Source organism: Acidovorax sp. SRI_002 (genome assembly GCF_057586455.1).
In genome coordinates, this window is record NZ_JBYCZW010000004.1 from 517,500 (window position 1) to 544,000 (window position 26,501).

The 26,501-nt window shown below is 66.0% G+C and carries 21 protein-coding genes; 14 read left to right on the top strand and 7 right to left on the bottom strand.

Annotated features, from left to right (window positions below):
• The first annotated feature begins 108 nt into the window (after positions 1 to 108).
• Genes AC2YJX_RS13620 through AC2YJX_RS13635 form a run of 4 tightly spaced genes read left to right on the top strand, consistent with a single transcriptional unit; the run spans position 109 to position 4,180 of the window.
• A complete protein-coding gene (locus tag AC2YJX_RS13620; RefSeq protein ID WP_487256311.1) occupies positions 109 to 1,050 on the top strand; it encodes a S1C family serine protease in 942 nt (313 codons plus the stop codon).
• A gap of 24 nt (positions 1,051 to 1,074) precedes the next feature.
• Positions 1,075 to 2,094 (top strand): AAA family ATPase, encoded by a 1,020-nt coding sequence (locus AC2YJX_RS13625; protein ID WP_487256312.1) that lies wholly within the window; start codon positions 1,075 to 1,077, stop codon positions 2,092 to 2,094.
• Complete coding sequence (locus AC2YJX_RS13630) at positions 2,075 to 3,100, top strand: DUF58 domain-containing protein (RefSeq protein WP_487256313.1); 1,026 nt, start codon at positions 2,075 to 2,077, stop codon at positions 3,098 to 3,100. Before AC2YJX_RS13625 ends, AC2YJX_RS13630 begins: the two co-directional genes overlap by 20 nt.
• Before the next feature lie 36 nt (positions 3,101 to 3,136).
• Positions 3,137 to 4,180: a VWA domain-containing protein gene (locus AC2YJX_RS13635; protein WP_121420892.1), complete on the top strand. Its 1,044-nt coding sequence runs from the start codon at positions 3,137 to 3,139 to the stop codon at positions 4,178 to 4,180.
• 208 nt (positions 4,181 to 4,388) lie between these two features.
• Here the strand turns inward: AC2YJX_RS13635 and AC2YJX_RS13640 are convergent, their stop codons facing one another.
• Together AC2YJX_RS13640 and AC2YJX_RS13645 are read right to left on the bottom strand one after the other, a co-directional pair.
• The gene (locus AC2YJX_RS13640; RefSeq protein ID WP_218300448.1) at positions 4,389 to 6,497 is read right to left on the bottom strand and encodes a sensor domain-containing diguanylate cyclase; all 2,109 of its coding nucleotides are present in this window, start codon (positions 6,495 to 6,497) and stop codon (positions 4,389 to 4,391) included.
• 317 nt (positions 6,498 to 6,814) lie between these two features.
• Positions 6,815 to 7,438, bottom strand: coding sequence for a Crp/Fnr family transcriptional regulator (locus AC2YJX_RS13645; protein WP_055401449.1), 624 nt, complete (start codon positions 7,436 to 7,438; stop codon positions 6,815 to 6,817).
• A 264-nt stretch (positions 7,439 to 7,702) separates the two neighbouring features.
• Between AC2YJX_RS13645 and AC2YJX_RS13650 the strand changes: the two genes are divergently transcribed.
• On the top strand, positions 7,703 to 9,547 hold the full coding sequence (locus tag AC2YJX_RS13650) for an EAL domain-containing protein (protein WP_487256364.1): 1,845 nt from the start codon (positions 7,703 to 7,705) through the stop codon (positions 9,545 to 9,547).
• A gap of 67 nt (positions 9,548 to 9,614) precedes the next feature.
• Here AC2YJX_RS13650 and AC2YJX_RS13655 read toward each other — a convergent pair whose 3' ends face one another.
• The 3 genes from AC2YJX_RS13655 to xdhC form a co-directional block, all read right to left on the bottom strand.
• Positions 9,615 to 10,130, bottom strand: a complete 516-nt coding sequence (locus tag AC2YJX_RS13655) for a hypothetical protein (protein WP_487256314.1) — start codon at positions 10,128 to 10,130, stop codon at positions 9,615 to 9,617.
• A gap of 233 nt (positions 10,131 to 10,363) precedes the next feature.
• The gene (locus AC2YJX_RS13660; protein WP_487256315.1) at positions 10,364 to 11,605 is read right to left on the bottom strand and encodes a urate hydroxylase PuuD; all 1,242 of its coding nucleotides are present in this window, start codon (positions 11,603 to 11,605) and stop codon (positions 10,364 to 10,366) included.
• Positions 11,606 to 11,819: 214 nt separating this feature from the next.
• The gene (gene xdhC / locus AC2YJX_RS13665; protein ID WP_487256316.1) at positions 11,820 to 12,650 is read right to left on the bottom strand and encodes a xanthine dehydrogenase accessory protein XdhC; all 831 of its coding nucleotides are present in this window, start codon (positions 12,648 to 12,650) and stop codon (positions 11,820 to 11,822) included.
• A gap of 67 nt (positions 12,651 to 12,717) precedes the next feature.
• Here xdhC and AC2YJX_RS13670 point away from each other — a divergent pair, with 67 nt between their 5' ends.
• The gene (locus AC2YJX_RS13670; protein ID WP_431150312.1) at positions 12,718 to 13,260 is read left to right on the top strand and encodes an energy transducer TonB; all 543 of its coding nucleotides are present in this window, start codon (positions 12,718 to 12,720) and stop codon (positions 13,258 to 13,260) included.
• A 169-nt stretch (positions 13,261 to 13,429) separates the two neighbouring features.
• On the opposite strand, the gene uraH is transcribed toward AC2YJX_RS13670, so the two are convergent.
• Positions 13,430 to 13,780, bottom strand: a complete 351-nt coding sequence (gene uraH / locus AC2YJX_RS13675) for a hydroxyisourate hydrolase (RefSeq protein WP_055394878.1) — start codon at positions 13,778 to 13,780, stop codon at positions 13,430 to 13,432.
• A 108-nt stretch (positions 13,781 to 13,888) separates the two neighbouring features.
• On the opposite strand from uraH, the gene AC2YJX_RS13680 reads away from it, so the two are divergent.
• From AC2YJX_RS13680 to AC2YJX_RS13695, 4 genes are all read left to right on the top strand, one after another.
• Positions 13,889 to 14,566, top strand: coding sequence for a GntR family transcriptional regulator (locus AC2YJX_RS13680; protein ID WP_055394876.1), 678 nt, complete (start codon positions 13,889 to 13,891; stop codon positions 14,564 to 14,566).
• A 24-nt stretch (positions 14,567 to 14,590) separates the two neighbouring features.
• Positions 14,591 to 15,541 carry an allantoinase PuuE gene (puuE, locus tag AC2YJX_RS13685; protein ID WP_487256317.1) on the top strand — a complete coding sequence of 317 codons (951 nt, stop codon included), beginning with the start codon at positions 14,591 to 14,593 and terminating at the stop codon, positions 15,539 to 15,541.
• 75 nt (positions 15,542 to 15,616) lie between these two features.
• Positions 15,617 to 17,395 carry a 2-oxo-4-hydroxy-4-carboxy-5-ureidoimidazoline decarboxylase gene (gene uraD / locus AC2YJX_RS13690; protein ID WP_487256318.1) on the top strand — a complete coding sequence of 593 codons (1,779 nt, stop codon included), beginning with the start codon at positions 15,617 to 15,619 and terminating at the stop codon, positions 17,393 to 17,395.
• A complete protein-coding gene (locus tag AC2YJX_RS13695; protein WP_487256319.1) occupies positions 17,392 to 18,636 on the top strand; it encodes a M20 family metallopeptidase in 1,245 nt (414 codons plus the stop codon). Before uraD ends, AC2YJX_RS13695 begins: the two co-directional genes overlap by 4 nt.
• Positions 18,637 to 18,696: 60 nt before the next feature.
• On the opposite strand, the gene AC2YJX_RS13700 is transcribed toward AC2YJX_RS13695, so the two are convergent.
• Positions 18,697 to 20,037 (bottom strand): glycerate kinase type-2 family protein, encoded by a 1,341-nt coding sequence (locus AC2YJX_RS13700; RefSeq protein WP_487256320.1) that lies wholly within the window; start codon positions 20,035 to 20,037, stop codon positions 18,697 to 18,699.
• 209 nt (positions 20,038 to 20,246) lie between these two features.
• Between AC2YJX_RS13700 and AC2YJX_RS13705 the strand changes: the two genes are divergently transcribed.
• The 4 genes from AC2YJX_RS13705 to AC2YJX_RS13720 all read left to right on the top strand — a co-directional run bounded on the left by AC2YJX_RS13705 (position 20,247) and on the right by AC2YJX_RS13720 (position 26,449).
• Positions 20,247 to 21,575, top strand: coding sequence for a C4-dicarboxylate transporter DctA (locus AC2YJX_RS13705; protein ID WP_055394897.1), 1,329 nt, complete (start codon positions 20,247 to 20,249; stop codon positions 21,573 to 21,575).
• On the top strand, positions 21,572 to 22,276 hold the full coding sequence (locus AC2YJX_RS13710) for a GntR family transcriptional regulator (protein WP_487256321.1): 705 nt from the start codon (positions 21,572 to 21,574) through the stop codon (positions 22,274 to 22,276). The genes AC2YJX_RS13705 and AC2YJX_RS13710 overlap by 4 nt, the downstream gene beginning before the upstream one ends.
• A gap of 200 nt (positions 22,277 to 22,476) precedes the next feature.
• Positions 22,477 to 23,964, top strand: coding sequence for a nucleobase:cation symporter-2 family protein (locus AC2YJX_RS13715; RefSeq protein WP_055394864.1), 1,488 nt, complete (start codon positions 22,477 to 22,479; stop codon positions 23,962 to 23,964).
• A 178-nt stretch (positions 23,965 to 24,142) separates the two neighbouring features.
• A complete protein-coding gene (locus AC2YJX_RS13720; RefSeq protein ID WP_487256322.1) occupies positions 24,143 to 26,449 on the top strand; it encodes an NADP-dependent malic enzyme in 2,307 nt (768 codons plus the stop codon).
• Positions 26,450 to 26,501: the final 52 nt, after the last annotated feature.

The following is a 26,501-nucleotide window of genomic DNA, read 5'->3' on the forward strand; positions in this document are numbered from 1 at the left end:
CCGACCGCTCCCTCGGCGTGAAACCTTGCAAGTGCACTCTGCAGCGATCCGTGCTAACGTGAAAACCGTGCGCCGTCTCGCGGCGTCTTCCGTAGAAAAGGTGACAGGATGCCCCGGCCCGCCCTCTACAGCAGCTCCCGCCACACCCGCCGCTCCCCGCCCGAGCCGGTTGAAAAAGCGCCTGCGCCCACCGAACAACCAGCGGCCAGTGTGATGGAGCCCTCCCCAAACCCTGCCACCAAGCCAGTGGCGGGCACGGCTCTGTCGCGGCGCCATCTGTACGCCCTGTGGGCACTGATCGCGCTGCTGACCACATTGCTGCTCTACAGCCTGTGGCTGCACCAACGCCCCGCCGCCCAGCGGATCACCCAGGAAGACATTGATACCGCCGTGCTGCGCACGCTGGAGACGACCACCCCGCCCTCCGCCGCCGCCCGCGCTGTGGAAGCGATCTCTCCCTCGATCGTGCGCGTGGTGGGCTATGGCCGCAGCAAAAACGGCAAGGAAGAGGTGGAACGCGGCATTGGCACGGGCGTGGTGATTGTGGACAAAGGCATCATCCTGACCAACCTGCACGTGGTGGCGGGCGCGGACCGCATTGCCATCACCTTCCACGATGGCCTGGAAACCACCGCCAGCATCACGGGCGCCCAGCCCGAAAACGACCTGGCCGTGCTGCAAGCCCACAAAGTACCCGATGACCTCTTCGCAGCCCCGCTGCGTTCCACCCAGGACCTGCGCCCCGGCGACCACGTGGTGGCCGTGGGCTTCCCGTTCGGCATCGGGCCTTCGGCCTCAGCGGGCGTGGTCTCGGGCCTCCAGCGCGAATTCACCTCGCCCGAAGGCAAGCGCCAGCTCAGCAACCTGATCCAGTTCGATGCTGCGGCCAACCCCGGCAACTCCGGTGGCCCGCTGGTCACGCTCGATGGCGAGGTGGTGGGCATCGTCACCGCCATCCTGAACCCCACGTCGGCACGCACCTTCATCGGCATCGGGTTTGCGGTGCCCATCGAGAACGCGGCTTCTGCCGTTGGCATGCCCCCCTTCTGATCCCGACCCTTCACAAGGAGCACCATGGAAACCACCCCATCGCCCTCTGCCATGAACAACGCCGCCACCGCCACCCTGATGGAGCAGGTTCTCTACGAAGTCAAGCGCGTGGTGGTGGGCCAGGACCGCTTTCTCGAGCGGGTCATGGTGGCCATGCTCGCCCAGGGCCATCTGCTGGTCGAAGGTGTGCCGGGCCTGGCCAAGACGCTGACGGTGAAGACGCTGGCCAGCACCATCCAGGGCAGCTTCAAGCGCATCCAGTTCACGCCCGATCTGGTGCCCGCCGATCTGGTGGGCACGCGCATGTACAACCAGAAGACTGGCGAGTTCAGCACCACGCTGGGCCCGGTCTTTACCCACCTGCTGCTGGCCGACGAAATCAACCGCGCGCCCGCCAAGGTGCAAAGCGCCCTGCTGGAGGTGATGCAGGAACGTCAGGTGACGATTGCAGGCGAGACCCACAAGGTGCCCGAGCCCTTCCTGGTCATGGCCACGCAGAACCCCATCGAGACCGAAGGCACCTACGCGCTGCCTGAAGCCCAGGTGGACCGCTTCATGATGAAAGTGCTGCTGGGCTACCCCACCGAGGAGGAAGAGTTCGTGATCGCCCAGCGCGCGCTCGATGTGCCCGTGCAGGTGCTGCCCGTGGCCACCACCGCGCAGCTGGCGGCGCTGCAGGCCGAATGCCGCACCGTGTATGTAGACCCGTCGATGCTGCAATACGCCGTGAAGCTGGTGGCCGCCACCCGCGAGCCCACGCGGCATGGCCTCAAGGACCTGACCGGCTACATCAGCTGCGGCGCCAGCCCGCGCGCCACCATCGCCCTCGCAGAGGGCGCCCAGGCCCTGGCCATGCTGCGCGGGCGCAACTACGTGCTGCCCGAAGACATGACCGACCTGGCGGCCGACGTGCTGCGCCACCGCATTGCGCTGTCGTACGAAGCGCTGTCCGAAGGGCTGGATGCCGATGCCCTCGTCAAGCGCATCATGGCCAAGATAACGGCGCCTGCTCGGCCTCTGCATCATGAGCAAAAAGTTGCCTGACACCACTTCAACCACGGTCCACACGCTGCCCACCCTGCCGGGGCAGGCGGACCGGCTACTGCGCGAGCTGGAGTGGAAGGTGATCCGCCGCCTGGACGGCCTGCTGCAGGGCGACTACCGCACGCTGATGCGCGGCAGCGGCCTGGACCTGGCCGACCTGCGCGAGTACCAGCCGCATGACGACGTGCGCCACATCGACTGGAACGTGACCGCGCGGCTGAACATCCCCCACGTGCGCGTGTTCACCGAAGACCGCGAGATGTCCGCCTGGTTTTTGCTGGACCTGAGTCCGTCCATCAACTTCGGCCCGCAGGGCAACGCCAAGCGCGACATCCTGACCGGCTTTGTGGCCGTGCTGTCGCGCCTGCTGACGCGCCACGGCAACCGCGTGGGCGCCATGCTCTACGGCGCAGGCAATGCACCCGCCCGCGCCGTGGATGCGGTGTTACCGCCCCGCAACAGCCGCGCCCATGTGCTGCATCTTGTGCACCGGCTGTTGACACCGCCCCCTCCTGCCACCGGCACATCCAAACCCGGCGGAGGCGCCACAGAACTGCACCGTTTGCTGCAAACGGGCCTGGCCAACCTGCGCCGCCGCTCCACGGTGTTTGTGGTGTCCGACTTCATCAGCGCACCCGGCTGGGAGAAGCCCCTGGCCCAACTCGCCCAGCGGCACGACGTGGTGGCCGTGCGCCTGCTCGACCCGCTGGAGCTGGAACTGCCCGATGTGGGCCTGATCACGCTGCGCGATGCCGAGAGCGGCGAGCAGCTGCAGGTGGACACCCACGACGCGGGCTTTCGCCGCCGCTTTGCCCGCCTGGCGGCCGAACGCGAGGCCGTGCTGCGCGAAGGCCTGACCCGCGCGGGCGCCGACACGCTGGAGCTGTGCACCGACGACGATCTGGTCGATGCCCTGCTGCGTTTCATGGACCTGCGCCAGCGCCGGGTACGCACCTCCCGAGCCGCGCCCTCCCGCGCTGCAGACCCGGCGCAGCACGCCGCCTGAACGAACCAAAACGCGCCCCGCCCGAAGGAACACACCATGGTTTTTCTCTGGCCCACCCTGCTCTGGCTGTTGCTGGTCGTGCCCCTGCTGGTACTGATGTACTGGTGGCTGCTGCACCGGCGCAAGAAAACGGCGCTGAGCTATTCGAGCCTGTCGCTGGTGCGCGAGGCCATGGGCCCCGGCCAGAACCTGCGCCGCCACATCCCGCCCGCACTCTTTCTGCTGGCGCTGGTGGCGCTGCTGCTGGCCACCGCACGCCCGCTGGCCGTCATCACCCTGCCCTCGCAGGACCAGACCATCATGCTGGCCATGGATGTCTCGGGCAGCATGCGCGCCGCCGATGTGGAGCCCGACCGCCTCACTGCTGCGCAGAACGCCGCCAAGGCCTTCATCGCCGAGCTGCCCCGCCATGTGCGTGTGGGCATCGTGGCGTTTGCCGGCAGCGCCCAGCTGGCCCAGCTGCCCACGCAAAGCCGCGAAGACCTCGTCAAAGCCATCGACAGTTTTCAGCTCCAGCGCGGCACGGCCACGGGCAACGGCATCATGCTGTCGCTGGCCACCATCTTCCCCGACGCGGGCATCGACATCTCCGCCCTGGGCGGCCGCCAGGCCATGCGACCCAAACCCATTGACGAAATTGGCAAGCAAGACCCAGCCAAGGCGTTCACACCTGTGGCGCCCGGCTCCTACACCTCGGCCGCCATCATCATGCTGACCGACGGCCAGCGCACCACCGGCGTGGACCCGCTGGAGGCCGCCAAATGGGCGGCCGACCGGGGGGTGCGGGTCTATACCGTGGGCGTGGGTACGGTGGCGGGGGAGACCATCGGCTTTGAAGGCTGGTCCATGCGGGTGCGGCTGGACGAAGAAACCCTGAAGGCCGTGGCCACACGCACCAACGCCGAGTACTTCCACGCGGCCACCGCCGCAGATTTGAAGAAGGTGTACGAGACGCTCAGCTCACGGCTGACGGTGGAGAAGCGGGAAACCGAAATCTCGTCATTGCTGGCGTTGCTGGGGGCGACGTTGGCGTTGCTGGCAGCCGGGCTGTCGGTGTGGTGGCACGGGCGGATTTTGTGAGATTTTTTGGCTCTACCGCTTACTAGACAAGCGTAAATAGCTACCATTTTTATAGCATATAGCCTGTAGTGCTTGTCTCGGGCGTGCTTGGGATGCGAGTAAGCGCCACCGTGCACTCCTCAGCATTCTCCAAACCATAGACTTCAAAAAAGATAGCTGTCAGCGCATTACCAGCCAGCGCTACACCCCAAAATCTTTTGGAATCTGCTCACGCCGCTCCCAGCGCCATCCGCCCCGACGCCGTCGCCTGGCTCGCATGGCGCGTCTCTACCCGGTTGCGCCCCGCGCGCTTGGCGTCGTAGCACGCCATGTCGGCCGCATACAGCACCGACGGCACATCCTGCAGACTCGCATCCAGCACCACCAACCCGATGCTCACCCCCAGCGTGAAGCTGCGCCCCTGGTACGAAGGCTCCCACGCCTGTACCGAGGCGCGCAGCTGCTCCGCCACCGCCTGGCCCCGTGCCAGCGCGCACCCGGGCAGCACCACCGCAAACTCGTCGCCGCCCAGCCGCGCGGCCCAGCCAATCTGGCGCACCTGGGATTCGAGCAAGCGGGCCACATGGCGCAGCACGTCGTCGCCCGCGTCATGCCCGGCAATGTCATTGACCACGGTGAAGTGGTCCAGATCCAGAAACAGCACCACGCCGTCCCCGGCTGCTTCGCTGCTGTCTGCATCCGGTGCGCGCGGGCGCATCGAGCGTTCGGCCAGCAGCAGGCCCAGACGCTCGTCAAACGCATTGCGGTTGTAAAGCTGGGTCAGGGCATCGTGCGTGCGCTCCCACGCCTGCTGCATCTGTGCCTCGCGTGCAGCGGTGATGTCCTCCAGAATCCAGACGGTGCCGCCCGCCATCTCGTCGGGCCGCACACCACGGCCCTGCACGCGGGCCCACACGGGGGTGCCATCCTTGCGCATGAAGCAGACGTCGCCATCGAAGGCGCCATGTGCGGCGAACTCGGCCTGCACACGCTCGCCAATGCGGCCGTATTCGGCATCGTTGGCATACAGGGTGCGCGCCGGATGGCCCTGCAGTTCGCCCTCGGTGTAGCCCAGCATCAGGCAGGCCTGCCGGCTCACCACCTCCAGGATGCCGTGGCGCGAGATGACGATGCCCACCGAGGCACTGTCGAGCACGGCCTGGAACTGCCCGTCCAGCGTGGCTTTGTGCTGCTGCTGCAGGCTGCCCTGCTGCACCATGCCCTGGAACATTTGCACCAGTTCGCCCACTTCACCCCCCGCACGCGGCCAGGCGACGGTGCCTTGCGGCGGGCCAGCACGCGTGCTGCGCCGCAGCAGCTGGCGGGCACTGTGCGTGAGCTGCGCCAGCGGCTGCGCCATCCAGGCCATCAGCCCGGCCACGAGCAGCATGCACAGCGCCATGCTGGCGGCGGCCAACCACCAGGCTTCGCGCTGTGCGCCCTGCAGTGGCGCCAGCAGCGCCTGCGAGGGGCTGACCCGCGCCACGATCCATTGCGGCAGCGGCATGCCCGCCATGCTGACGATGTGCTGGTCTTCAAGATGGGTCGTGCCCCGCCCTACCACTGGCTGGGCCTGCTCCAGCCAGCGGCTGTAGACGGGCGCCAGGCCCGTCTCGTCGCTCACCTTGCCCATGATGCGGGTCGGGTCCGAGTGCGAGAGGATGGTGCCGTCGCGCGTAAACACCAGCAGCCGAGAATCATCGCGCGCGGGCAGTGTCATGGACGGCGGCAGCAGGCCCTGAGATTGCAGGCGCAACGCACCCGCCACCACACCCAGCACAGTGCCGTCTTCGCGGTGCAGCGGCATGGTGAACATCACACGCGCGTCGCTGGTGCGCCCGGCAATCAACTCGGACACCAGCGGCTTGCCGTCGATGAGCGTGCGGCGCAGCGCATCGCGCTCGGCGGGGTCCAGGTTGGAGGCCTTGTCCAGCCGCCCCCCACGCAAGTTCAGCCGCAGTTCTCCATTGTCGCGGGCGACCTGCATCGCATCAAAGAACTGAACGGCGGGCAGGCCTTGCTGCAGCAGCCATTCGAGGGCTGAGGGTGATTCAAGCATGGCAGGCGTAATACCAGCAGCCACCGTGCGCAACACCTTCTGGCTTTGCTCGATCTTGCTGGCCAGCAGGCGGGCCACCACCTCGACCTCATCGGTCTGCTGGCTCACCACCCGCCGCATGGCCTCCTGCCCGGAGGCCCGCGTGACCAGCCACGCCGACACCGCCCCCGACAGCCCCACGGCCAGCACCGCCACCAGCACCAGCCGCAACACCAGCGGACCGGGCATTGACCAGCCCGGCGCGTCCTGTGGCGGCGCAGGGTGGGTCGGGGGCGTCATGGACACTCCGCGCAGGGAGCGCCCGATGGGCGCAAAGGGGTGGCGTTGGGCATGGGGACAGGTCAAACCGGACAGGTCCCAACAAATATACGCAGCCCCTGCAGCCCAGGGCTTGGGTAGAACCCTCAGTGAAACCCAAGGACAAACCCTGACGAGGAAGCCCCCCTGAGCCGCTGCGCGGCTTCCCCCGGAGGGGGACGCACCCAGTGGCCTGGCAAAGCCAGTTCCACGGGTGCGCTGGCGGGCGGCGCGCCAGTAGCAGAGGCGGTGCGCGCTATTTTTCGCGCGGCGCCAAAGCCATCCACGCTGGGTTCAGTTCAGCAACCGGCCATCGACTGCAGCGCCCGGGGCTGAGGCAGGTTCAGCACATTGCCCGTGCCATGGATCAGGCCCAGTTCCCGCAGATGGCGCAGTACGCGCGAGAAGGTTTCGGGGGCGATGCCCAACTGCGCCGCAATCAGGCGCTTGCGCTGGTGCAGCGTGACCTGCATGGTGCCGCTGTGGTCGGGCTGGGCGTGGTTGAGCAACCACTGCGCGCAGCGCGATTCGGCATCCTGCGCGAGGCGGCTCACGGCCAGCTCGGACTGCTGGCGGTAGCCCTGCGCCATGTCGAGCAACAGGCCCCGTGCACCCGCCGGCATTTCTGCAAGGCTGCGGCGAAACTCCTCGATGGGCAGGCGGCGCACCTGCACACGGGTATCAGCCACCATGTCCACCGGCAGCGGCATGCCCATCAGGGCCGACGCGGCATCGAGCCAGAACGGCCCTTCCACGGCCCCCAGCTGGTGGCGCAGGTAGCCATCGTCGAGCACACCGCGCAGCACGCGGCCACTTTCGAGGTGCAGCACAGACGTCAGCACCTCGTTGCGCCTGCGCAGCACTTCACCGGCGGCAATCACCTCGGTTTCGGCGGGCAGTGAGAAATAGGTAGAGGGCAGCATGGGACGGACTGTGCCGCGCCCCGGACCGCTGGGCATTGAGCAAGATCAAACCGAACCCTCGCGGCAGCCCTGCCGCTGCGCCAGGGTTGAGCCAACGCATGAACAACCTGCATGCCCCCCGAACGTCCACCCCAGGGAATGGCCTGCCACCTCACGGAAACAGTGTGTAACAAGGTTGTCACACCCGGCCGATATCGTGGGCACCTTGCTCAGAGTCCCCCATCTACCGTGACGCACAACCCCCTTTGGAGCCGACTGGAGGCGATGATGGCCTTGCTGTCCCCGGCTGCGCGCCATGGCAAGGGCCCTCTGGCACAACTCATGCGCGAAGGGGGCCTGCACTGCGTGTTTCAGCCCCTGGCCGACCTGCGCGAGGGCAGCGTGTATGCCCACGAAGCCCTGATCCGGGGCCCCGAGGGCACCCCTTTGCACACGCCCGATGCCTTGCTGGAGCTGGCGCGGCGCGAGCACATCCTTCAGGACTTCGAGCTGCTGTGCGTGTTCACCGCCTTGCAGCAGTGGGGCGTTCAGAAGGCGCCGGGCCGCCTGTTTGTGAACATCAGCGCCGACGCGCTGGTGCACGGCGTGGCCCTGGTGGGCGCACCGATGCTGGGCGAGGCCGTGCGCAGCTTTGGCGTGAGCGCCCGCCTTCTGGTGCTGGAAATCACCGAGCACGAGCGCGTGACCGACATGCCCCAGCTGCGCCAGGCCATCAAGGCGGTGCACGCCTGCGGCGCGCGGCTGGCGCTGGACGACTTTGGCGATGGCCGCTCCAGCCTGCGGCTGTGGTCCGAGGTGAAGCCCGACTTCGTGAAGATCGACAAGTACTTCATCCGCGACATCAGCAACCAGCCCGAGAACCTGCAGATGCTGCAGGCCATCAAGGGCATAGCCCATATGTTTGGCACCAAGCTGATAGCCGAAGGCATCGAGACACGCGACGACCTGCGCGCGCTGCGCGACCTGGACGTCCCTTACGGACAGGGCTGGCTGCTGGGCCGCCCCGCCAAGGCCCCGCGCGAGGCCGTGGAGAGCCCGGCACAGGAAGTGATGCAGGACCGCCGCGTGGCCGTGCTGCCGCACCTGGGCCAGACGGCGCGCCCCGGCATCCTGCGCAGCCTGCTGGTGGTGCAGGCGCCCACCGCCGCGCCCGCCACCAGCAACGATGCAGTGGCTGCCATGTTCCATGAGCGCACCGACCTGCATGCGCTGGCCGTGGTGGACGGCACGCGCCCCGTGGCGCTCATCAACCGCCAGCAGTTCATGAACCACTACGCCACGCTGTACTTTCGCGAGGTGCATGGCCGCAAATCGTGCCTGGCGTTTGCCAACCAGGCGCCGCGTGTGGTCGAGCTGGACTGTGACGTGGACCAGCTCGTGGGCATCCTCACCTCGCAGGACCAGCGGTATCTGAACGACGGCTACATCGTCACCGACAACGGCCGCTACCTGGGCCTGGGCACGGGCGACCAACTGGTGCGGGCCGTGACCGAGACCCGCATCGAAGCCGCGCGCCATGCCAACCCGCTGACCTTTCTGCCCGGCAACATCCCCATCAGCCTGCACATGCAGCGCCTGCTGGACCACCACACCGAGTTTGTGGCGTGTTATGCCGACCTGAACAACTTCAAGCCCTTCAATGACCACTACGGCTACTGGCGCGGCGACCAGATGATCCGCCTCGTCGCCCGTCTGGCCACGGCGCACTGCGACGCGCGGCGCGACTTTGTGGGCCATGTGGGTGGGGACGATTTCATGCTGATCTTCCAGAGCAGTAACTGGCTGCAGCGCTGCAAGAACATCGTGGACGCCTTTGCCCGCGAAGCGCTCACGCTGTTTGACGACGAGGCCCGGCGCGCCGGTGGCATCCAGGCCGAAGACCGGCATGGGGTGCCACGGTTCTTTCCGTGTACCACGCTGGCCATTGGTGCGGTGCGCATCACCCCCGGGCGTTTTCGGCATGCCGAGGAAGTGGCCAACCTGGCGGCCGTGGCCAAGCACGAAGCCAAGCAGGCAGCGACCGGGGTGGTGCTGCATGGTGGGTTTACTGAATCCGCCCTGGGCGCACTGGCTGCTACGCGGGCGTTGCAGGATGTGCTGGCGGCGTGACTGAATAACTCCTGGCCCGGTCCTCGACTTCAATCTCTTCGTCCAATGGCGAAGGTCACCGGAACACTCAGCGCGCCTCCACGGGCCGGTACACAGGAACGCCCGGAGGTTTGAGAGGAAATTGTTTCCATACAGCATCCCAAATCGCCGAGAAACGATCACGTTCAGCTGATGGGGCCACGCTCATCGGATCGTAAAGCTCCACTCGGCGCCTGGTCGCGTCCACTCGGATTTCTACCGTATAGCTTGGCGCATGGAGAGGCAGCAGCGCAGGCCGAATTTTGCGAGGAAGGCCATCAAATTGATGCAATCGTGCCTCTTCGAGCAAAGGCAACAAGCTATCGGAATCAAGGAAGAATTCCCCGCTCAATGTTCCAAAAGGATGCCCACTATGGAAGCGAAAGTATGCGAACCCGGTCGGCAAAATATGAATACTCCAATCTTTGCCGCCATGTGTGGATAGCCATGCCTGGATTTCCACCTCAGGTTTGGCGGCAGATTCCACATTCGTCGAATCGGCTGACGCAGTCCTGCACAGAAGCACCAGGGCAAAAAACAGGACAGATAGCGTTCTGAAATTCATGTTCAAAAACTAGTAGAGCATCTCCGTACCGCGGCGGTGTGAGGGAGTTCACGGGAAGGAAGGGCAAAGCACCATTACCGCCAGCGGTTAGCGCCCCGCAATTCTTCCACACCGTTCATGCAAGACCTCTACAAGACTTCCCGATCCAGCGGCCGGAACAGTAAGACAAAACCCGACTGCGGCAAAACTACCGTTACACGTCCCATCTAAATTGGCCGAGCGCCCGGCCCAGCTCAAGGCCCCGTCGCTGCCCCCGCCTCAAACCACCGCCCAATCAGTGCCCGCTCCGCGTCGGTGATCTGCGTGGCGTTGTTCATGGGCATGAGTTTTTGCACCACCACTTGCTGGTAAATCGCCTGGGCGTGTTGCTTGACGCTGTCGGGTGAATCGAGCCGCAGGTTCTTCATCTGCACCGCCTCGCCGTGGCACAGGTAGCAGCGTTGCTCCAGCACGGCTTGCACCGACTTGTAGTCATTTTGGCCGCTAGCGCTTGCTGCAATTGCGCTAGCAGCTCCTGAAACAGGAGCACCACTGACAGCAGCCATGGGCGCGGGGCGCATCCACACGATGGCGCCGACGATGACGGCCACGCCCACCAGCGCATAGGGCAGCGGGTTGCCGTTGCGGCCCAGCTTGTAGCCGTGGCGCATCACAAAGAACTGGCGGATGGCGGCGCCCGCAAACATCATCAGGATCAGCACCAGCCAGTTTTGCGGGTGGCTCCAGGTAAAGCTGTAGTGGTTGCTCAGCATGGCAAACAGCACCGGCAGCGTGAAGTAGGTGTTGTGCACGCTGCGCTGTTTGCCGCGCTTGCCGTGGATCGGGTCCACCGGTTCGCCCGCCTTGATCTGTGCGATCACGGTGCGCTGGCCGGGGATGATCCAAAAGAAAACGTTGGCACTCATGGCCGTGGCGATCATCGCGCCCACCAGCAAGAAGGCTGCGCGGCCAGCAAACCAGTGGCAGGCCAGCCACGAGGCGATGCACACCAGCACGAAGACGAGCGCACCCACGATGGCGTCGCCGTTCTTCCTCTGGCCAAAGATGCGGCAGATCGCGTCGTACAGCAGCCAGAACACGACGAAGAACGCGAGCGCCACCACGATGGCCGTGACAGGCGCCCAGTCCATCTTCGACTTGTCGATGAGGTAGGTGCTGGCGCTGTAGAGGTACGACACGGTGAACAGCGCAAAGCCGCTGATCCAGGTGCTGTAGCTTTCCCAGAAGAACCAGTGGAGGTGGCCGGGCAGCTTGGGCGGCGACACGGCAAACTTGACCGGGTGGTAGAACCCGCCGCCGTGCACGGCCCAGAGCTCGCCGCTGACGCCCTGTTTTTTGAGGTCTTCGTCTTCGGGCGGCGTGAGGCTGCTATCGAGGAAGACAAAGTAGAACGACGAGCCAATCCAGGCGATGGCGGTGATGACGTGGACCCAGCGCAACAGCAGGTTGGCCCAGTCGAGAAAGTAGCTTTCCATATCTCAACCTTGGCAGCGCGGATGCGCTGCAATTAGCAAACCTGCTCACCACTGCGGGCGCTCTGAGCAGAAATTTTGGTCGCGCACCTTGGCGGGCAAACCCGCCGGGGCACCGCTGCGACCCGTAAACCGTCAACAAATCCGTTGAAAAGTGTATGCAGGAATTGTTCCCGACTCCAGCCCCAATCCGAGGCATGGAGGCCCGGAATTACCCTCAGCCCACCCCCTTCAGCGTCTGCAGCAGCTGTGCAGCCACCGCCACGGCGATCACTTCGGGCTCCTTGCCCTCAATGCCGGGGATACCAATGGGGCAGGTGACCTGTGCCAGTTCGTCCTGTGCAAAGCCGCGCCCATGCAGGCGATTGCGAAACGTCGCCCATTTGGTCTTGCTGCCTATGAGGCCGATGAAAGGCAGGTCGCCCTGTTCCCGCTGGCGGCGCAGGCAGGCGGCCACCACGTCCAGGTCTTCGGCATGGCTGAAGCTCATGATCAGCACGCGGCTGCCCGGCGCCAGGCGGGGCACAGCCAGTTGCACGGGCTCGGAGTGTTCGCAGACCACGCCCTCGGGCGTGGGGCTAGGGAAGATGCCGTCGCGGCTGTCGATCCAGGTCAGCGCAAACGGCAGCGGCGCCAGCACCCGCGCCAGCGCGTGGCCCACATGGCCGCCACCGAACAGTGCCACGGGGTGCTGGTGCGGCGACAGGCGCGCGCGCAGACCCGCAGCGGGGGCCAGGTCGGCTGCGGTCAGCACCTCAAAACCCAGGTACACCACGCCCCCGCAGCATTGCCCCAGCGCCGGGCCCAGTGCAAAACGCATGGGCGGCTGCCCCGGGGCCGGGCCGGGCACACCGCCCAGGCGGCGGCGCGCTTCGGCAATCGCCTGCAGCTCCAGATGGCCGCCGCCGATGGTGCCCACGATACGGTCTGCGAACACGGCCATCCACGCGCCGGGTTCACGCGGGGCCGAGCCTTCGGTAGACTCCACCCTTACCAGACAGGCGGGGGCGGCTGCAAGGCCGTCCAGCAACAAAAGTACATCAGTCAATCCAGATCCTTCACGCCACCAAGGGTCGCCCGCCCCACGGGGCATCGTTCAGTTCACAAAAGCCATCATGCCGCCCACCCCCACCGAGCGCTCCTCCAGCCACCGCAGCCCCTGGCTGCTTGCCGGACTCATGGCCGCCGTTGCATCGCTGGTGGCGGCCTGTAAGTCGGCCCCCGAGCCACCAGCCCCGGCGCAGGACAGCACCATGCCCAGCCCGGACACCGCCAGCGTCAAGGGGCCTGTGCCCGCTGCCGCAGGCTCGGCCCGCGCGTCTGCCGCCAGCACGGCCCGCGCCTACCGCGAAGACGCCGCCACCCACCTCTATGGACTGAACGCACAGCGTGTGTACAAGGGCAAGCTGCCGCCCATGCTGTATGCCATCGGTGTGCTGGAGGTGGATATCGACCGCGCCGGCAAGGTCACGCGCCTGCGCTGGATGCGTGCTCCCAAACACGCCCCCGAGGTGGTGGCCGAAATCGAACGCACCGTGCGCGCCGCAGCCCCCTTCCCTGCGCCCACGCGCATGGGCAAGGTCACCTACACCGACACCTGGTTGTGGGACAAAAGCGGGCATTTCCAGCTCGATACGCTCACCGAAGGGCAGCATTAGGTACATCCCCCTGAGCGGCTACGCCGCTTCCCCCTTCTCTCGAAATCGCTCCGCGACTTCGGGAGAGGGGACGATGCCCTCGCCGCGGGGCGGCCCTTGCTTGGCATCCCTGGTCCGGGCAGCGCCAGTAAGGACGGCCACGCGATGCCACGCACCGCAGCAGTACCTCTCACGACCCACGGTAGGTCGAATAGCTCCACGGGCTGACCAGCAGGGGCACGTGGTAGTGCTGGTCGGCGTGCGCAATGCCGAAGTCCAGGCTCACCTGGTTCAGAAAATTGGGTTCGGGCAACTCCACACCCCGGGCCTTGAAGTACCCCGCCACATCAAACCGCAGCCGGTAGGTGCCGGTGCGCAGGCTGGCGTTGTCGAACAGCGGGGCATCGGTGCGGCCATCGTGGTTCAGCACCAGGCGCTTGATGAGGGTGGCGTTGTCGCCGTCGGTGGAGTACAGGGCCACCTCCATGCCAGCGGCGGGGCAGCCGTTCATGGTGTCCAGAACGTGGGTGCTCAATCCCATAGGGAATCTCCTGAAGTGGGGGCCACGGCCAATCGGCGAGGATTGCCGGACCGCAGTGTGTAGACCAAAAGTGTATACACTTTTCGCCATCCACCGTATCATGCCGCCATGGAATCCTCATCCACCAGCGCCATTGTTGACGCTCTGACCCGCGCCATCGTAGAGCACCGCCTGCAGCCAGGCACCAAACTGGCCGAGCAGAAACTGGCCGACCACTTTGGCGTGTCGCGCACGCTGGTGCGCCAGGCGCTGTTTCAGCTTGCGCAAAACCGCCTCGTCACGCTGGAGCCTGCGCGCGGTGCGTTCGTGTCCACCCCCTCGGTCGAAGAAGCCCGCCAGGTGTTCGCCGTGCGCCGCATGCTGGAGACCGAGATGACCCGCGCCTTCGTGCAGAGCGTAACCCCCGCCAAGATCAAGGCGCTGCGCACCCATGTGGCCAGCGAGAAGGCCGCCATGGACACCGCCGACGCCAGCAGCCGCACCGAGTTGCTGGGCGACTTCCATGTGCGCATGGCCGAGCTGATGGGCAACGAGGTGCTGGCGCAGATGCTGGGCGACCTGATCTCGCGCTGCGCGCTCATCACGCTGATGTACCAGTCGGCCAGCGCCGCAGAACACTCGCACGAGGAGCACGCCGACATCGTGACAGCCCTGGCCGCGCGCGACGAAGAACGCGCCGTCGCCCTGATGCAAAGCCACCTCGAACATGTCGAAGCCAGCCTGACCTTTGACCGCAAGCGCCCGGCCAGCGACCTGGCCGCCGCCCTGGCCCCCATCACTGCCTGACCTTCCGAAGTTTTCCGCATTCCCATGATCTACGACTCCACCCAAGCCTACCCCCGCGACCTCATCGGCTACGGCAAGACCCCACCCCACGCGCAGTGGCCGGGCGGTGCGCGCATTGCCGTGCAGTTTGTGCTGAACTACGAGGAAGGCGGCGAAAACGCCGTGCTGCATGGCGATGCGGGCAGCGAGCAGTTCCTCTCCGAAATGTTCAACCCCGCCAGCTACCCCGAGCGGCACATGAGCATGGAGGGCATCTACGAATACGGCTCGCGCGCCGGCGTGTGGCGCATCCTGCGCGAGTTTGAAAAACGCAATCTGCCGCTCACGGTGTTTGGCGTGTCCACTGCTCTGCAGCGCCACCCCGAGCTCACAGCCGCCTTGGTGGAGCTGGGCCACGAGATCGCCTGCCACGGCCTCAAGTGGATTCACTACCAGCACATCCCTGAAGAGGTGGAACGCGCCCACATGCAAGAGGCCATGGACATCATCCAGCGCATGACGGGTGAGAGACCCCTGGGCTGGTACACCGGCCGCGACAGCCCCAACACCCGCCGCCTGGTGGCCGACTTTGGCGGCTTTGAATATGACAGCGACTACTACGGCGATGACCTGCCCTTCTGGATGAAGGTGCGCAAAACCGATGGCAGCACGGCACCGCAGCTCATCGTGCCCTACACGCTGGACTGCAACGACATGCGCTTTGCCCTGCCACAGGGTTACTCGCACGCCGACCCGTTCTTTCAGTACATGAAGGACACCTTCGACGCACTGTATGCCGAGGGCGACCCCGACGGTGACAACGCCCCCAAGATGATGAGCATCGGCATGCATTGCCGCCTGTTGGGCCGCCCCGGCCGCATCACGGCATTGCAGCGTTTTCTGGACCACATCGCACAGCATGACAAGGTGTGGGTGGCGCGGCGCATCGACATTGCGCGCCACTGGGCGCAGCACCACCCTGCGCCCGTCATGTGAGCCACATTGATGAATCAAATTGCCCCCAGCGCTTATCCAACAAGCGCAAGCAGCTCACTTTTTTGAAGCACCACCATGCCACTGACCCTGGAACAACTCAACGCCGCCAGCCCCGCCGAGGCCTTGGCGCTGCTGGACGGGCTGTACGAACACTCGCCCTGGATTGCCGAGCAGGCCCTGGCGCAGCGGCCCTTCCGAACGCTGGCGCACCTGAAGCACGCGCTGGCGCAGGTGGTGCGCACTGCCGAGCTGGACGCCCAGCTGGGTCTGATCCGCGCCCACCCCGAGCTGGCGGGCAAAGCCATGGTGGCGAAAAACCTCACGGCCGAATCCACCAACGAGCAAAGCACGGCGGGCCTGACCCAATGCACGCCCGAGGAGTTCGAGCGCATCCAGCAGCTCAATGCGGCCTACAACGAGCGCTTCGGCTTCCCGTTCATCCTGGCCGTGCGCGGGCCGCGCGGCACGGGCCTGCCCAAGCGGGAGATCATCGACACCTTTGCGCGGCGCCTGGACAACCACCCCGAGTTCGAACTGGCCGAGGCCCTGCGCAACATCCACCGCATTGCCGAGATTCGCCTGAACGACAAGTTCGCGGCCGAGCCCGTGCTGGGCAACGAAGTGTGGGACTGGCAGGAAAAACTGGCCGAACACTCCGACCCCGGCTTTGCCGAAAAAGGCCAGCTCACCGTCACCTACCTCACCGACGCGCACCGCGCCTGCGCACAGCGCATCAGCCACTGGATGCGCGACTGCGGCTTTGACGAGGTGGAGATCGACGCCGTGGGCAACGTGGTGGGCCGCTACCACCCGGCGGCCACAGGCGCACGCTACCTCATGACCGGCAGCCACTACGACACCGTGCGCAACGGCGGCAAATACGACGGCCGCCTGGGCATCTTCGTGCCCATGGCCTGTGTGCGCGAGCTGCACCGCACGGGCCAGCGCCTGCCCTTCGGCATCGAGGTGGTGGGCTTTGCCGAAGAGGAAGGCCAGCGCTACAAGGCCACCTTCCTGGGCTCGGGCGCGCTCATTGGCGACTTCAACCCCGCCTGGCTCGACCAGAAGGACGTGGACGGCATAACCATGCGCGCGGCCATGCAGCACGCGGGCCTGTGCATCGACGACATTCCCAAGCTGCAGCGCGACCCTGCGCAGTACCTGGGTTTCATCGAGGTGCACATCGAGCAGGGCCCGGTGCTCAACGAGCTGGACCTGCCCCTGGGTGTGGTCACCTCCATCAACGGCAGTGTGCGTTTTCTGTGCGAGATGATCGGCACCGCCAGCCACGCTGGCACCACCCCGATGGACCGCCGCCGCGACGCGGCCGTGGCCGTGGCGGAGCTGGCGCTGTATGTGGAGCAGCGCGCCGCGCAAGATGGCGACTCGGTGGGCACCATCGGCCAGCTGCAGGTGCCCGCTGGCTCCATCAACGTGGTGCCGGGGCGTTGCCTGTTTTCACTGGATCTGCGCGCCCCTACCGATGCCCAGCGCGATGCGCTGGTGAGCGATGTGAAAGAGCAGCTCGCCCACATCGCGGCCCGGCGTGGCCTGCGCTACACCCTGGAAGAATCCATGCGCGCCGCCGCCGCGCCCAGTGCGCCCGCCTGGCAGCACCAGTGGGAGCGCGCCGTGGACACTCTGGGCGTGCCCGTGTTCCGCATGCCCAGCGGCGCGGGGCACGACGCGATGAAGCTGCACGAAATCATGCCCCAGGCCATGCTCTTTGTGCGCGGCCAGAACTCCGGCATCAGCCACAACCCGCTCGAATCCACCACCAACAACGACATGCAGCTGGCCGTGGACGCCTTCACCCAGGTGCTGCGCCAACTTGCCGAGGAACCACAACCATGACAACGAATAACAACTACGCCGCGCTGGACGCCTGGATCGACCAGCACTTCGACGAGGAAGTGCGCTTTCTGCAGGCCCTGGTGCGCGTGCCCACCGACACACCACCCGGCAACAACGCGCCCCATGCCGAACGCACGGCCGAGCTGCTCAAGGAGTTTGGCTACGAGGCCGAAAAACACGCGGTGCCCGCTTCCGATGTGCTGGCCTACGGCATGGAATCCATCACCAACCTCATCGTGCGCCGCAAGTACGGTGCGCAGGGCGACGGCGGCAAGACCATTGCCCTGAACGCCCACGGCGACGTGGTGCCCCCCGGCGAAGGCTGGACGCACGACCCCTATGGCGCCGAGATCGTGGATGGCGCCATGTATGGCCGCGCCACTGCCGTGAGCAAGAGTGACTTTGCATCGTTCACCTTTGCCGTGCGCGCCCTGGAAGCCGTGGCCAAGCCCACGAAAGGCGCGGTCGAGCTGCACTTCACCTACGACGAAGAGTTTGGCGGCGAGCTGGGCCCCGGATGGCTGCTTCAAAAGGGGCTGACGAAGCCCGATTTGATGATTGCCGCAGGCTTCAGCTACGAAGTGGTCACCGCCCACAACGGCTGCCTGCAAATGGAAGTGACCGTGCACGGCAAGATGGCCCACGCCGCCGTGCCGCACACCGGCGTGGACGCGCTGCAGGGCGCGGTGCACATCCTGAACGCGCTGTACGCACAGAACGACGAATACAAGAAGGTCACGTCCAACGTCACCGGCATCAAGCACCCCTACCTGAACGTGGGCCGCATCGAAGGCGGCACCAACACCAATGTCGTGCCCGGCAAGGTGATGTTCAAGCTCGACCGCCGCATGATCCCTGAAGAGAACCCGGTGGAAGTCGAAGCCGCCATCCGCCGCATCATTGAGCAGGCGGCGGGCGAACGCGCTGGCATCAGCGTGGAGATCAAGCGCCTGCTGCTGGCCAACGCCATGACCCCGCTGGCGGGCAATGCACCGCTGGTCGAGGCGATCCAGAAACACGCACAGGCCGTGCTGGGCGAGCCCGTGCCCGCCGTGGGCACGCCGCTGTACACCGACGTGCGCCTGTATGTGGAGCGCGGCATCCCCGGCGTGATCTATGGGGCCGGGCCACGTACGGTGCTCGAATCCCACGCCAAGCGCGCCGACGAGCGACTGCAGCTGGAAGACCTGCGCCGTGCGACCAAGGTGATTGCGCGGGCGCTGTGCGATCTCCTGGCGTGAACTGTCAGGCAGAACTTGGGTGAAATTAGCCTCTAGCGCTTATCCATCAAGCGCTTGCAGCTACAAAATCAATAGCACACGGAAATCATTCACATTGGTGTGGGTAGGCCCCGTCACCACCAGATCCCCCAGGGGCTCAAAGAAGCCATAGGCGTCGTTGCGGTCCAGGTGGGCTGCGATGCGCAGGCCCGCCGCCTCGGCCCGCGCCAGCGTGTCGGGCGCCACGCGGGCACCCGCGTTGTCCTCCACGCCATCGATGCCGTCGGTGTCTGCGGCCAGCGCCCACACACCCGGCTGCCCCTGCAACGCCTGCGCCAGGCCCAGGCAGAACTCGCCCGCGCGGCCACCCCGCCCCCGGGGTGTGCTTGGCGGCTGTGGGCGTACCGTCACGGTCGTCTCGCCGCCCGACAGGATCACGCACGGCCTTGTGAAGGGCTGACCACGCCGCGCCACGGCCCGCGCCAGTGCGGCGTGCACCTTGCCCACCTCGCGCGATTCGCCTTCGATTTCGTCCGACAGGATGTGCGCCTGCACACCCGCCGCCCGCGCGGCCTCGGCCGCAGCTTCCAGCGACTGCTGGGGCGTGGCGGTCATGTGCACCACATGGTGGGCAAACACGGCGTCGCCGGGCTTCGGGGTTTCCAGCGCGCCTGCTTCGAGGGCTGAGCGCACTGCAGTGGGCACCTCGATGCGATAGCGGTCCAGGATCGCCAGCGCATCAGTGCAGGTGGTGGCGTCAGGCACCGTGGGGCCGCTGGCAATGACCGAAGGGTCGTCCCCCGGCACATCGCTGATGGTGAGCGTGACCACCCGCGCAGGCGCGCAGGCCGCCGCCAGCCGCCCGCCCTTGATGCGCGAGAGGTGCTTGCGCACACAGTTCATTTCGTCGATGGCAGCGCCGCTTTCGAGCAGCGCCTTGTTGATGCGCTGCTTGTCCTCCAGCGTGAGGCCGTCGCCCGGGAGCGTGAGCAGGGCGGAGCCCCCGCCCGAGATGAGGCACAGCACGAGGTCGTTTTCAGTCAGACCCTGCGTCAGCGCCAGGATGCGCTGCGCAGCAGCCAGGCCCGCCGCATCGGGCACGGGGTGGGCGGCCTCAACCACTTCGATGCGCTGCGCCAGGCCTTGCGGCCGGGGCGGTGTGTGGTGGTAACGCGTGACCACCAGCCCCGACAAGGGTGCATCCGCAGGCCACAGTGCTTCGACGGCCTGCGCCATGGCGCCGCCCGCCTTGCCAGCACCCAGCACCAGCGTGCGGCCTCCGCTTTCGCGGCTGGGCGGCGGGGGCAAAAAGGCTGCAGTGTTGTGCAGCGGCAGCGCGCGGCGCACGGCAACACCGTAGAGATATTCGAGGAATTCGCCGCTCTGGCGAACGGGGTTTGGCACGGTGGGGGGGGTGGTCATGAATGGTCGTCTCCGCGAGCGATTGTGCGGGCACGGCCAGGGCATGGCCGTGCGCAGAAGTCAAAACTACTTCAACCCAGCCCACGGCGGCACGACGCGGTGGCGACGCGCAGCGCGGGATAACCCCATGTTCTGGCCCGCAACTGTTGTCTACAGTTCTTGTATGCAAGATTGACCAACAGTATCGCCTTCCTATCCAAAGGGTTCACATGCTCCGCTTTCTCAACTCCTTGTTTGGCCGGGTGGTCCTGGCCTTGATTGCTGGCGTGGCCATCGGGCTGCTCTGGCCCGACACGGCCGTGCAGCTCAAGCCGCTGGGCGACGGTTTCATCAAGCTCATCAAGATGCTGATCCCGCTCATCGTCTTTTGTGTGGTGGTTCACGGCATCGCGGGCACGGGCGACCTGAAGCGTGTGGGCCGCGTGGGCATCAAGTCGCTGATCTACTTCGAGGTGGTCACCACCATCGCGCTGGTGCTGGGCCTGGCGCTCGCGTTCTGGTTTGAACCCGGTGTGGGCATGAATGTGGACCCGAAGGCGCTCGACCCCAAGGCGATGGGCGCCTATGCAGACAACGCCAGCAAGCTCACGGGTGGCGGCTTCAGCGACTTTTTGCTCAAGCTCATCCCCACCACCGCCGTGAGCGCCTTCGCCAATGGCGATGTGCTGCAGGTGCTGCTGTTCTCCATTGTGTTTGGCTGCGCGCTGGCGCTGATGGGCGAGCGCGGCGCGCGCGTCACCAGCCTCATCGAAGACCTGTCGCACGTGCTGTTCAAGACCATGGGCCTGATCATCAAGCTGGCGCCGCTGGGTGTGCTGGGCGCGATTGCGTTCACGGTGGGCAAGTACGGCATTGGCTCGCTCAAGCAGCTGGGCATGCTGGTGGTGCTGTTCTATGCGGCAGTGGCCATCTTCGTGGTGGTGGTGCTGGGCCTGATCATGCGGTTTTCGGGCTTCAGCCTGTTCAAGCTGCTGCGCTACCTGCGCGAGGAGCTGGCCGTGGTGTTTGCCACCACGTCGTCCGACAGCGTGCTGCCGCAGATCATGGCCAAGCTCAAGCACATGGGCATCCGCGACTCGACCGTGGGCCTGGTGATCCCCACGGGCTACTCGTTCAACCTGGACGCGTTCTCGATCTACATCACGCTGGCGGCCGTGTTCATCGCCCAGGCCACGAACACGCCCATCTCGATGGCCGACCTGCTGACCATCCTGGCGATCTCGCTGGTCACCTCCAAGGGCGCTCACGGTGTGCCGGGCTCGGCCATTGTGGTGCTGGCCGCCACGCTGCACGCAATCCCGGCCATCCCCGCCATCGGGCTGGTGCTGGTGCTGTCGGTGGACTGGTTCATGGGCATTGCCCGCGCCCTGGGCAACCTGATTGGCAACTGCGTGGCAACCGTGGCCATCGCGGCCTGGGAGGGCGACATCGACCGCGAGCGCGCACATGCAGTGCTGGACGGCCGCAGCACGCCGCCGCTGGCCCCCGAGGTCTCGCCAGAGATGGCGCCCCCGGTAGCGCCACAATCGGCCGCATGAGCATCAACCAGACCCAGATCGCCCAGCAGGTGGTGGAATCCATCCTTGCGCAAAAGCTCTCACCCGGCGAGCGCCTGGGCGAGCAGGAACTGGCCGACCTCTTCGGTGTGAGCCGTACCCTGGTGCGCGAGGCGCTCATGCAGCTGCAGGCCCGTGGTTTTGTCGAAGTGCGGCCACGCCGGGGCTGGTATGTGGTGGAGCCTACGGTGGAAGACGCACGCGATGCGTTCTCGGCCCGGCGCATCATCGAGTCGGGCATCCTGGCCGATGCGGGCCGCCCGCTGCAGAGCGTGACCCGCCGCCTGCGGGCGCACATCGCCGAAGAACAGCAGGCCATCGAAGGTGCAGATGCCGCCACACGCGCCTTTCTGCTCGCAGACTTCCACGTCTGCCTGGCCGAGGCGATGGGACACCGCAGCCTGAGCGACATCCTGCGCGACCTCACGGCGCGCACCACTTTGGCGGCCTCGCTGTACCAGTCGCAGCACGCGGCCAGCCAGTCGTGCGCCGAACACGCCGCCATCGTCGAAGCGCTGGAAGCAGGCAACACCACGATGGCCCGCGAACGCATGCTGGCCCACATCGGGCATGTGGAAGGCGCCCTCAACCCCGGCCAGCCGCTGGTGCGGGACCGGCTGCGTGAATCCCTCGCACCGCTGACCAGCCAACGCACCAAGGCGGCATCGACAGCCCTGAGCTAGCCCAAGCCGGTCGCGCCCCGGCCACAAACCTTCCAATCGCCTGCATCCACTGCAGGCGGGTATTTTGCTGCGCCACTCTAAGGGTTTACCGGGATAAGCGCGTCCGGTCATTTTGTATACGATTTTTGTATGGACACTTGTGCACCATCCGGCTCAGGTATCCCTTCCGTATTCATACCCCCAACCCCCGAAAGACTCGCATGAACCCGCCTGTACACCCCGTGGACGAACACCTACCTTTGGGGCGACTCACGGCGCTAGGCTTGCAGCATGTGCTGGTGATGTATGCGGGCGCTGTAGCGGTGCCGCTCATCGTGGGCCGCGCCCTCAACCTCACGCCCGACCAGGTGGCCAAGCTGATTTCGGCCGACCTGTTTGTATGCGGGCTGGTCACGCTGATCCAGGCGCTGGGCGCCTCGCGCTGGTTCGGCATTCAGCTGCCCGTGATGATGGGGGTGACCTTCGCATCGGTGGCGCCCATGGTCTCGATGGCGCAGACCACGGGCGGCACGGCCGGGGCCGGGCTTATCTTTGGCTCGGTGATTGGCGCGGGCGTGATTTCCATCCTGATCGCTCCGCTGGTCAGCCGCATGCTCCGGTTCTTCCCGCCGGTGGTCACGGGCACCATCATCGCGGTGATCGGCATCAGCCTGATGCGCGTGGGTATCAACTGGATCTTTGGCAACCCCGTGGGCCCCACGGCGCCCAGCGTGCCCAACCCCGAGCACCTCAAGTGGCTGGCCGATGCCCAAGCCGCTGCCGGAGCCCCCGGCTCTTCGCTGCCTCCGGTGCCCAAGGGCTTTGCGGTGGTGCCTACGGTGCCCAACCCCAAGTACGCGGACCTGACCGGCGTAGGCATCTCGGCCCTGGTGCTGCTGTCCATCCTGCTGATAGCCAAGTTCGCCAAGGGCTTCATTGCCAACATCTCGGTGCTGTTGGGCATCGTGATCGGCGCAGTGGTGGCCGTGGGCATGGGACTGATGAACTTCGACAAGGTGGCCAAGGCACAGTGGTTTGACCTGGTGCTGCCGTTCGAGATTGCCAGCCCTGTCTTCGACCCCATCCTGATCCTGACCATGACCCTGGTGATGATCGTGGTCATGATCGAATCCACCGGCATGTTCCTGGCCCTGGGGGAGATGACCGACCGCAAGGTGGACCAGGCGGCACTCACGCGCGGACTGCGCACAGATGGCCTGGGCACGCTGCTGGGTGGCATCTTCAACACCTTTCCGTACACCAGCTTCTCGCAGAACGTGGGGCTGGTCGCCGTCACCGGCGTCAAGAGCCGCTTTGTGTGCGTGGCCGGCGGCGTGATCCTGATCGTGCTGGGCGTGCTGCCCAAGATGGCCGCGCTGGTCGAGTCGCTGCCCACCATGGTGCTGGGCGGTGCGGGCCTGGTGATGTTCGGCATGGTGGCGGCCACAGGCATCCGCATTCTGGGCGGGGTGGACTTCAAGACCAACCGCTTCAACGCCATGATCGTGGCCGTATCCATCGGCGTGGGCATGGTGCCGCTGATCGCGCCCAACTTCCGCCAGTGGATGCCGCATGCCATCCACCCGCTGATCGAATCCGGTATCCTCCTGGCCTCGATCACGGCGGTGGCCCTGAACGTTTTCTTCAATGGCGCCAGCCGCGACACCTCCGCCGCTGTCAACGCCGCACGCCAGGCCGACGCCCACTAGGCCTGACGCCTGCACGCTGCCGAAAACCTGACACCGCCCGCGTGGCTCCGCCCCCTGTCCGCCATGGCTGCCAGGGGGTTTTGGCTTCATGCTGCATACGCATAAACCTGCATGTCCGCCACCCACGCCATCGGGTACCCTTGTTTTGCATTCCGCCGAGGACTTCCAGGATTTCCGTATGACACAGAACATTTCCGCCGCCGAACAGGCCCTGCGCGACGCTGCGCGCGAGTACCACCGCAACCCCACCCGGGGCAAGATTTCGGTCACCCCCACCAAGCCGTTGTCCAACCAGCGCGACCTGTCGCTGGCCTACTCGCCAGGCGTGGCCTATCCGTGCCTGGACATCGCGGCCGACCCCTCCAAGGCGTTTGACTACACATCGCGCGGCAACCTGGTCGCGGTGATCACCAACGGCACGGCGGTGCTGGGACTGGGCGACATCGGGCCGCTGGCCAGCAAGCCCGTGATGGAAGGCAAGGGTTGCCTGTTCAAGAAGTTCGCGGGCGTCGATGTGTTCGACATCGAACTGGCCGAGCGCGACCCCGACAAGCTCATCGAGATCATTGCGGCGCTGGAGCCCACGCTGGGCGGCATCAACCTCGAAGACATCAAGGCGCCCGAGTGCTTCTACATCGAGCGCGAACTCAGCAAGCGCATGAACATCCCGGTGTTCCATGACGACCAGCACGGCACGGCCATCATCAGCAGCGCCGCGCTGCTCAACGGCCTGGAGCTGGTGGGCAAGCAGATCGGCGAGGTGAAGATTGCCGTTTCTGGCGCGGGCGCGGCCGCCATTGCCTGCCTGAACGTGATGGTGGGCCTGGGCGTGAAAATCGAGAACGTCTTCGTGTGCGACTCCAAGGGCGTGATCTACGAAGGCCGCCCCGGGGGCTACGATGAGTCGAAGGCGCGCTACGCGCAAAAGACCGATGCCCGCACGCTGGCCGATGCCGTCAACGGCGCCGACGTATTCCTGGGTTGTTCGGCACCGGGCGTGCTCACGGCCGAAATGGTCAAGACCATGGGCCCCAAGCCCATCATCCTGGCGCTGGCCAACCCCGAGCCCGAGATCCGCCCCGAACTGGCCAAGGCCGTGCGCCCCGACTGCATCATTGCCACGGGCCGCTCGGACTACCCCAACCAGGTCAACAACGTCCTGTGTTTCCCGTACATCTTCCGCGGCGCGCTGGACTGCGGCGCGACCAAGATCACCGAGGCGATGAAGCTGGCCTGCGTGCGCCAGATCGCCGACCTGGCCAAGGCCGACATCAGCGAAGAAGTGGCCAGCGCCTATGCGGGCAAAGAGCTGACCTTTGGCCCCGACTACCTCATCCCTACACCGTTCGACTCGCGCCTGATCCTCAAGATTGCTCCCGCCGTGGCCAAGGCCGCAGCCGAATCGGGCGTGGCCACGCGCCCCATCGAAGACATGGAGGCCTACAAGGAAACGCTGTCGCGCTTCGTCTACCAGACCGGCATGCTGATGCGCCCCGTGATCATGGCTGCCAAGGCCCTGCCCGACGCGCAAAAGCGCGTGGCCTACGCCGACGGTGAAGACGAACGCGCCCTGCGTGCCGCGCAGATGGCCATCGACGACAAGATCGCGCAACCCATCCTCATTGGCCGCCCCGCCGTGATTGCTGCGCGCATCGCCAAGGCCGGCCTGCGCATGCAGCTGGGCAAGGATGTGGAGGTGTGCAACCCCGAGGACGACCCACGCTTCCGACAGTACTGGGAGCACTACCACCAGCTCATGAAGCGCAATGGCGCATCGCCCGAAGTGGCCAAGGCCGCCGTGCGCCGCTCCAACACCATCATTGCCTCGCTGATGGTCAAGCTGGGCGATGCCGACGCGATGATCTGCGGCCTGGTGGGCACGTATGAAACGCACCTGGAACGCATCCACAGCATCATCGGCCGCCAGGAAGGTGCCCACAACTACGCTGCCCTGAACGCGCTGATGACCAACCGGGGCACGCTGTTCATTGCCGACACCTACGTGAACGAAGACCCCACGGCACAGCAGCTAGCGGACATCGCCTGGATGTCGGTGCAGGAGGTGCAACGCTTTGGCATCCCACCCAAGGTCGCCTTCCTCTCGCACTCCAGCTATGGCTCGTCCAAGCGCGCATCAGCCCGCAAGATGCGCGAGGCGCGCGACCTGTTCGTGGCCGCCCACCCCGAGATCGAATGCGATGGCGAGCTGCACGGAGATGCCGCGCTGGAGCCGAACATCCGCAACGCCTACATGGCGGACTCGACCCTGACGGACTCGGCCAACCTGCTGATCTGCCCCAACCTGGATGCAGCCAACATCCTCTACAACGTGCTGAAGACGACCACCAGCGGTGGCGTGACGGTGGGCCCCATCCTGATGGGCGCCGCTGCCACGGCCTACATCCTGACCCCGGCCGCCACCGTGCGCCGGGTGCTCAACATGACGGCCCTGGCCGTGGCCAGCGCTGCCGCCCGGCCACGCTGAGCGCGCTGTGCCGTGCTGACCGTGCGCAGTCCATGATCAGGCCTGCCCACAC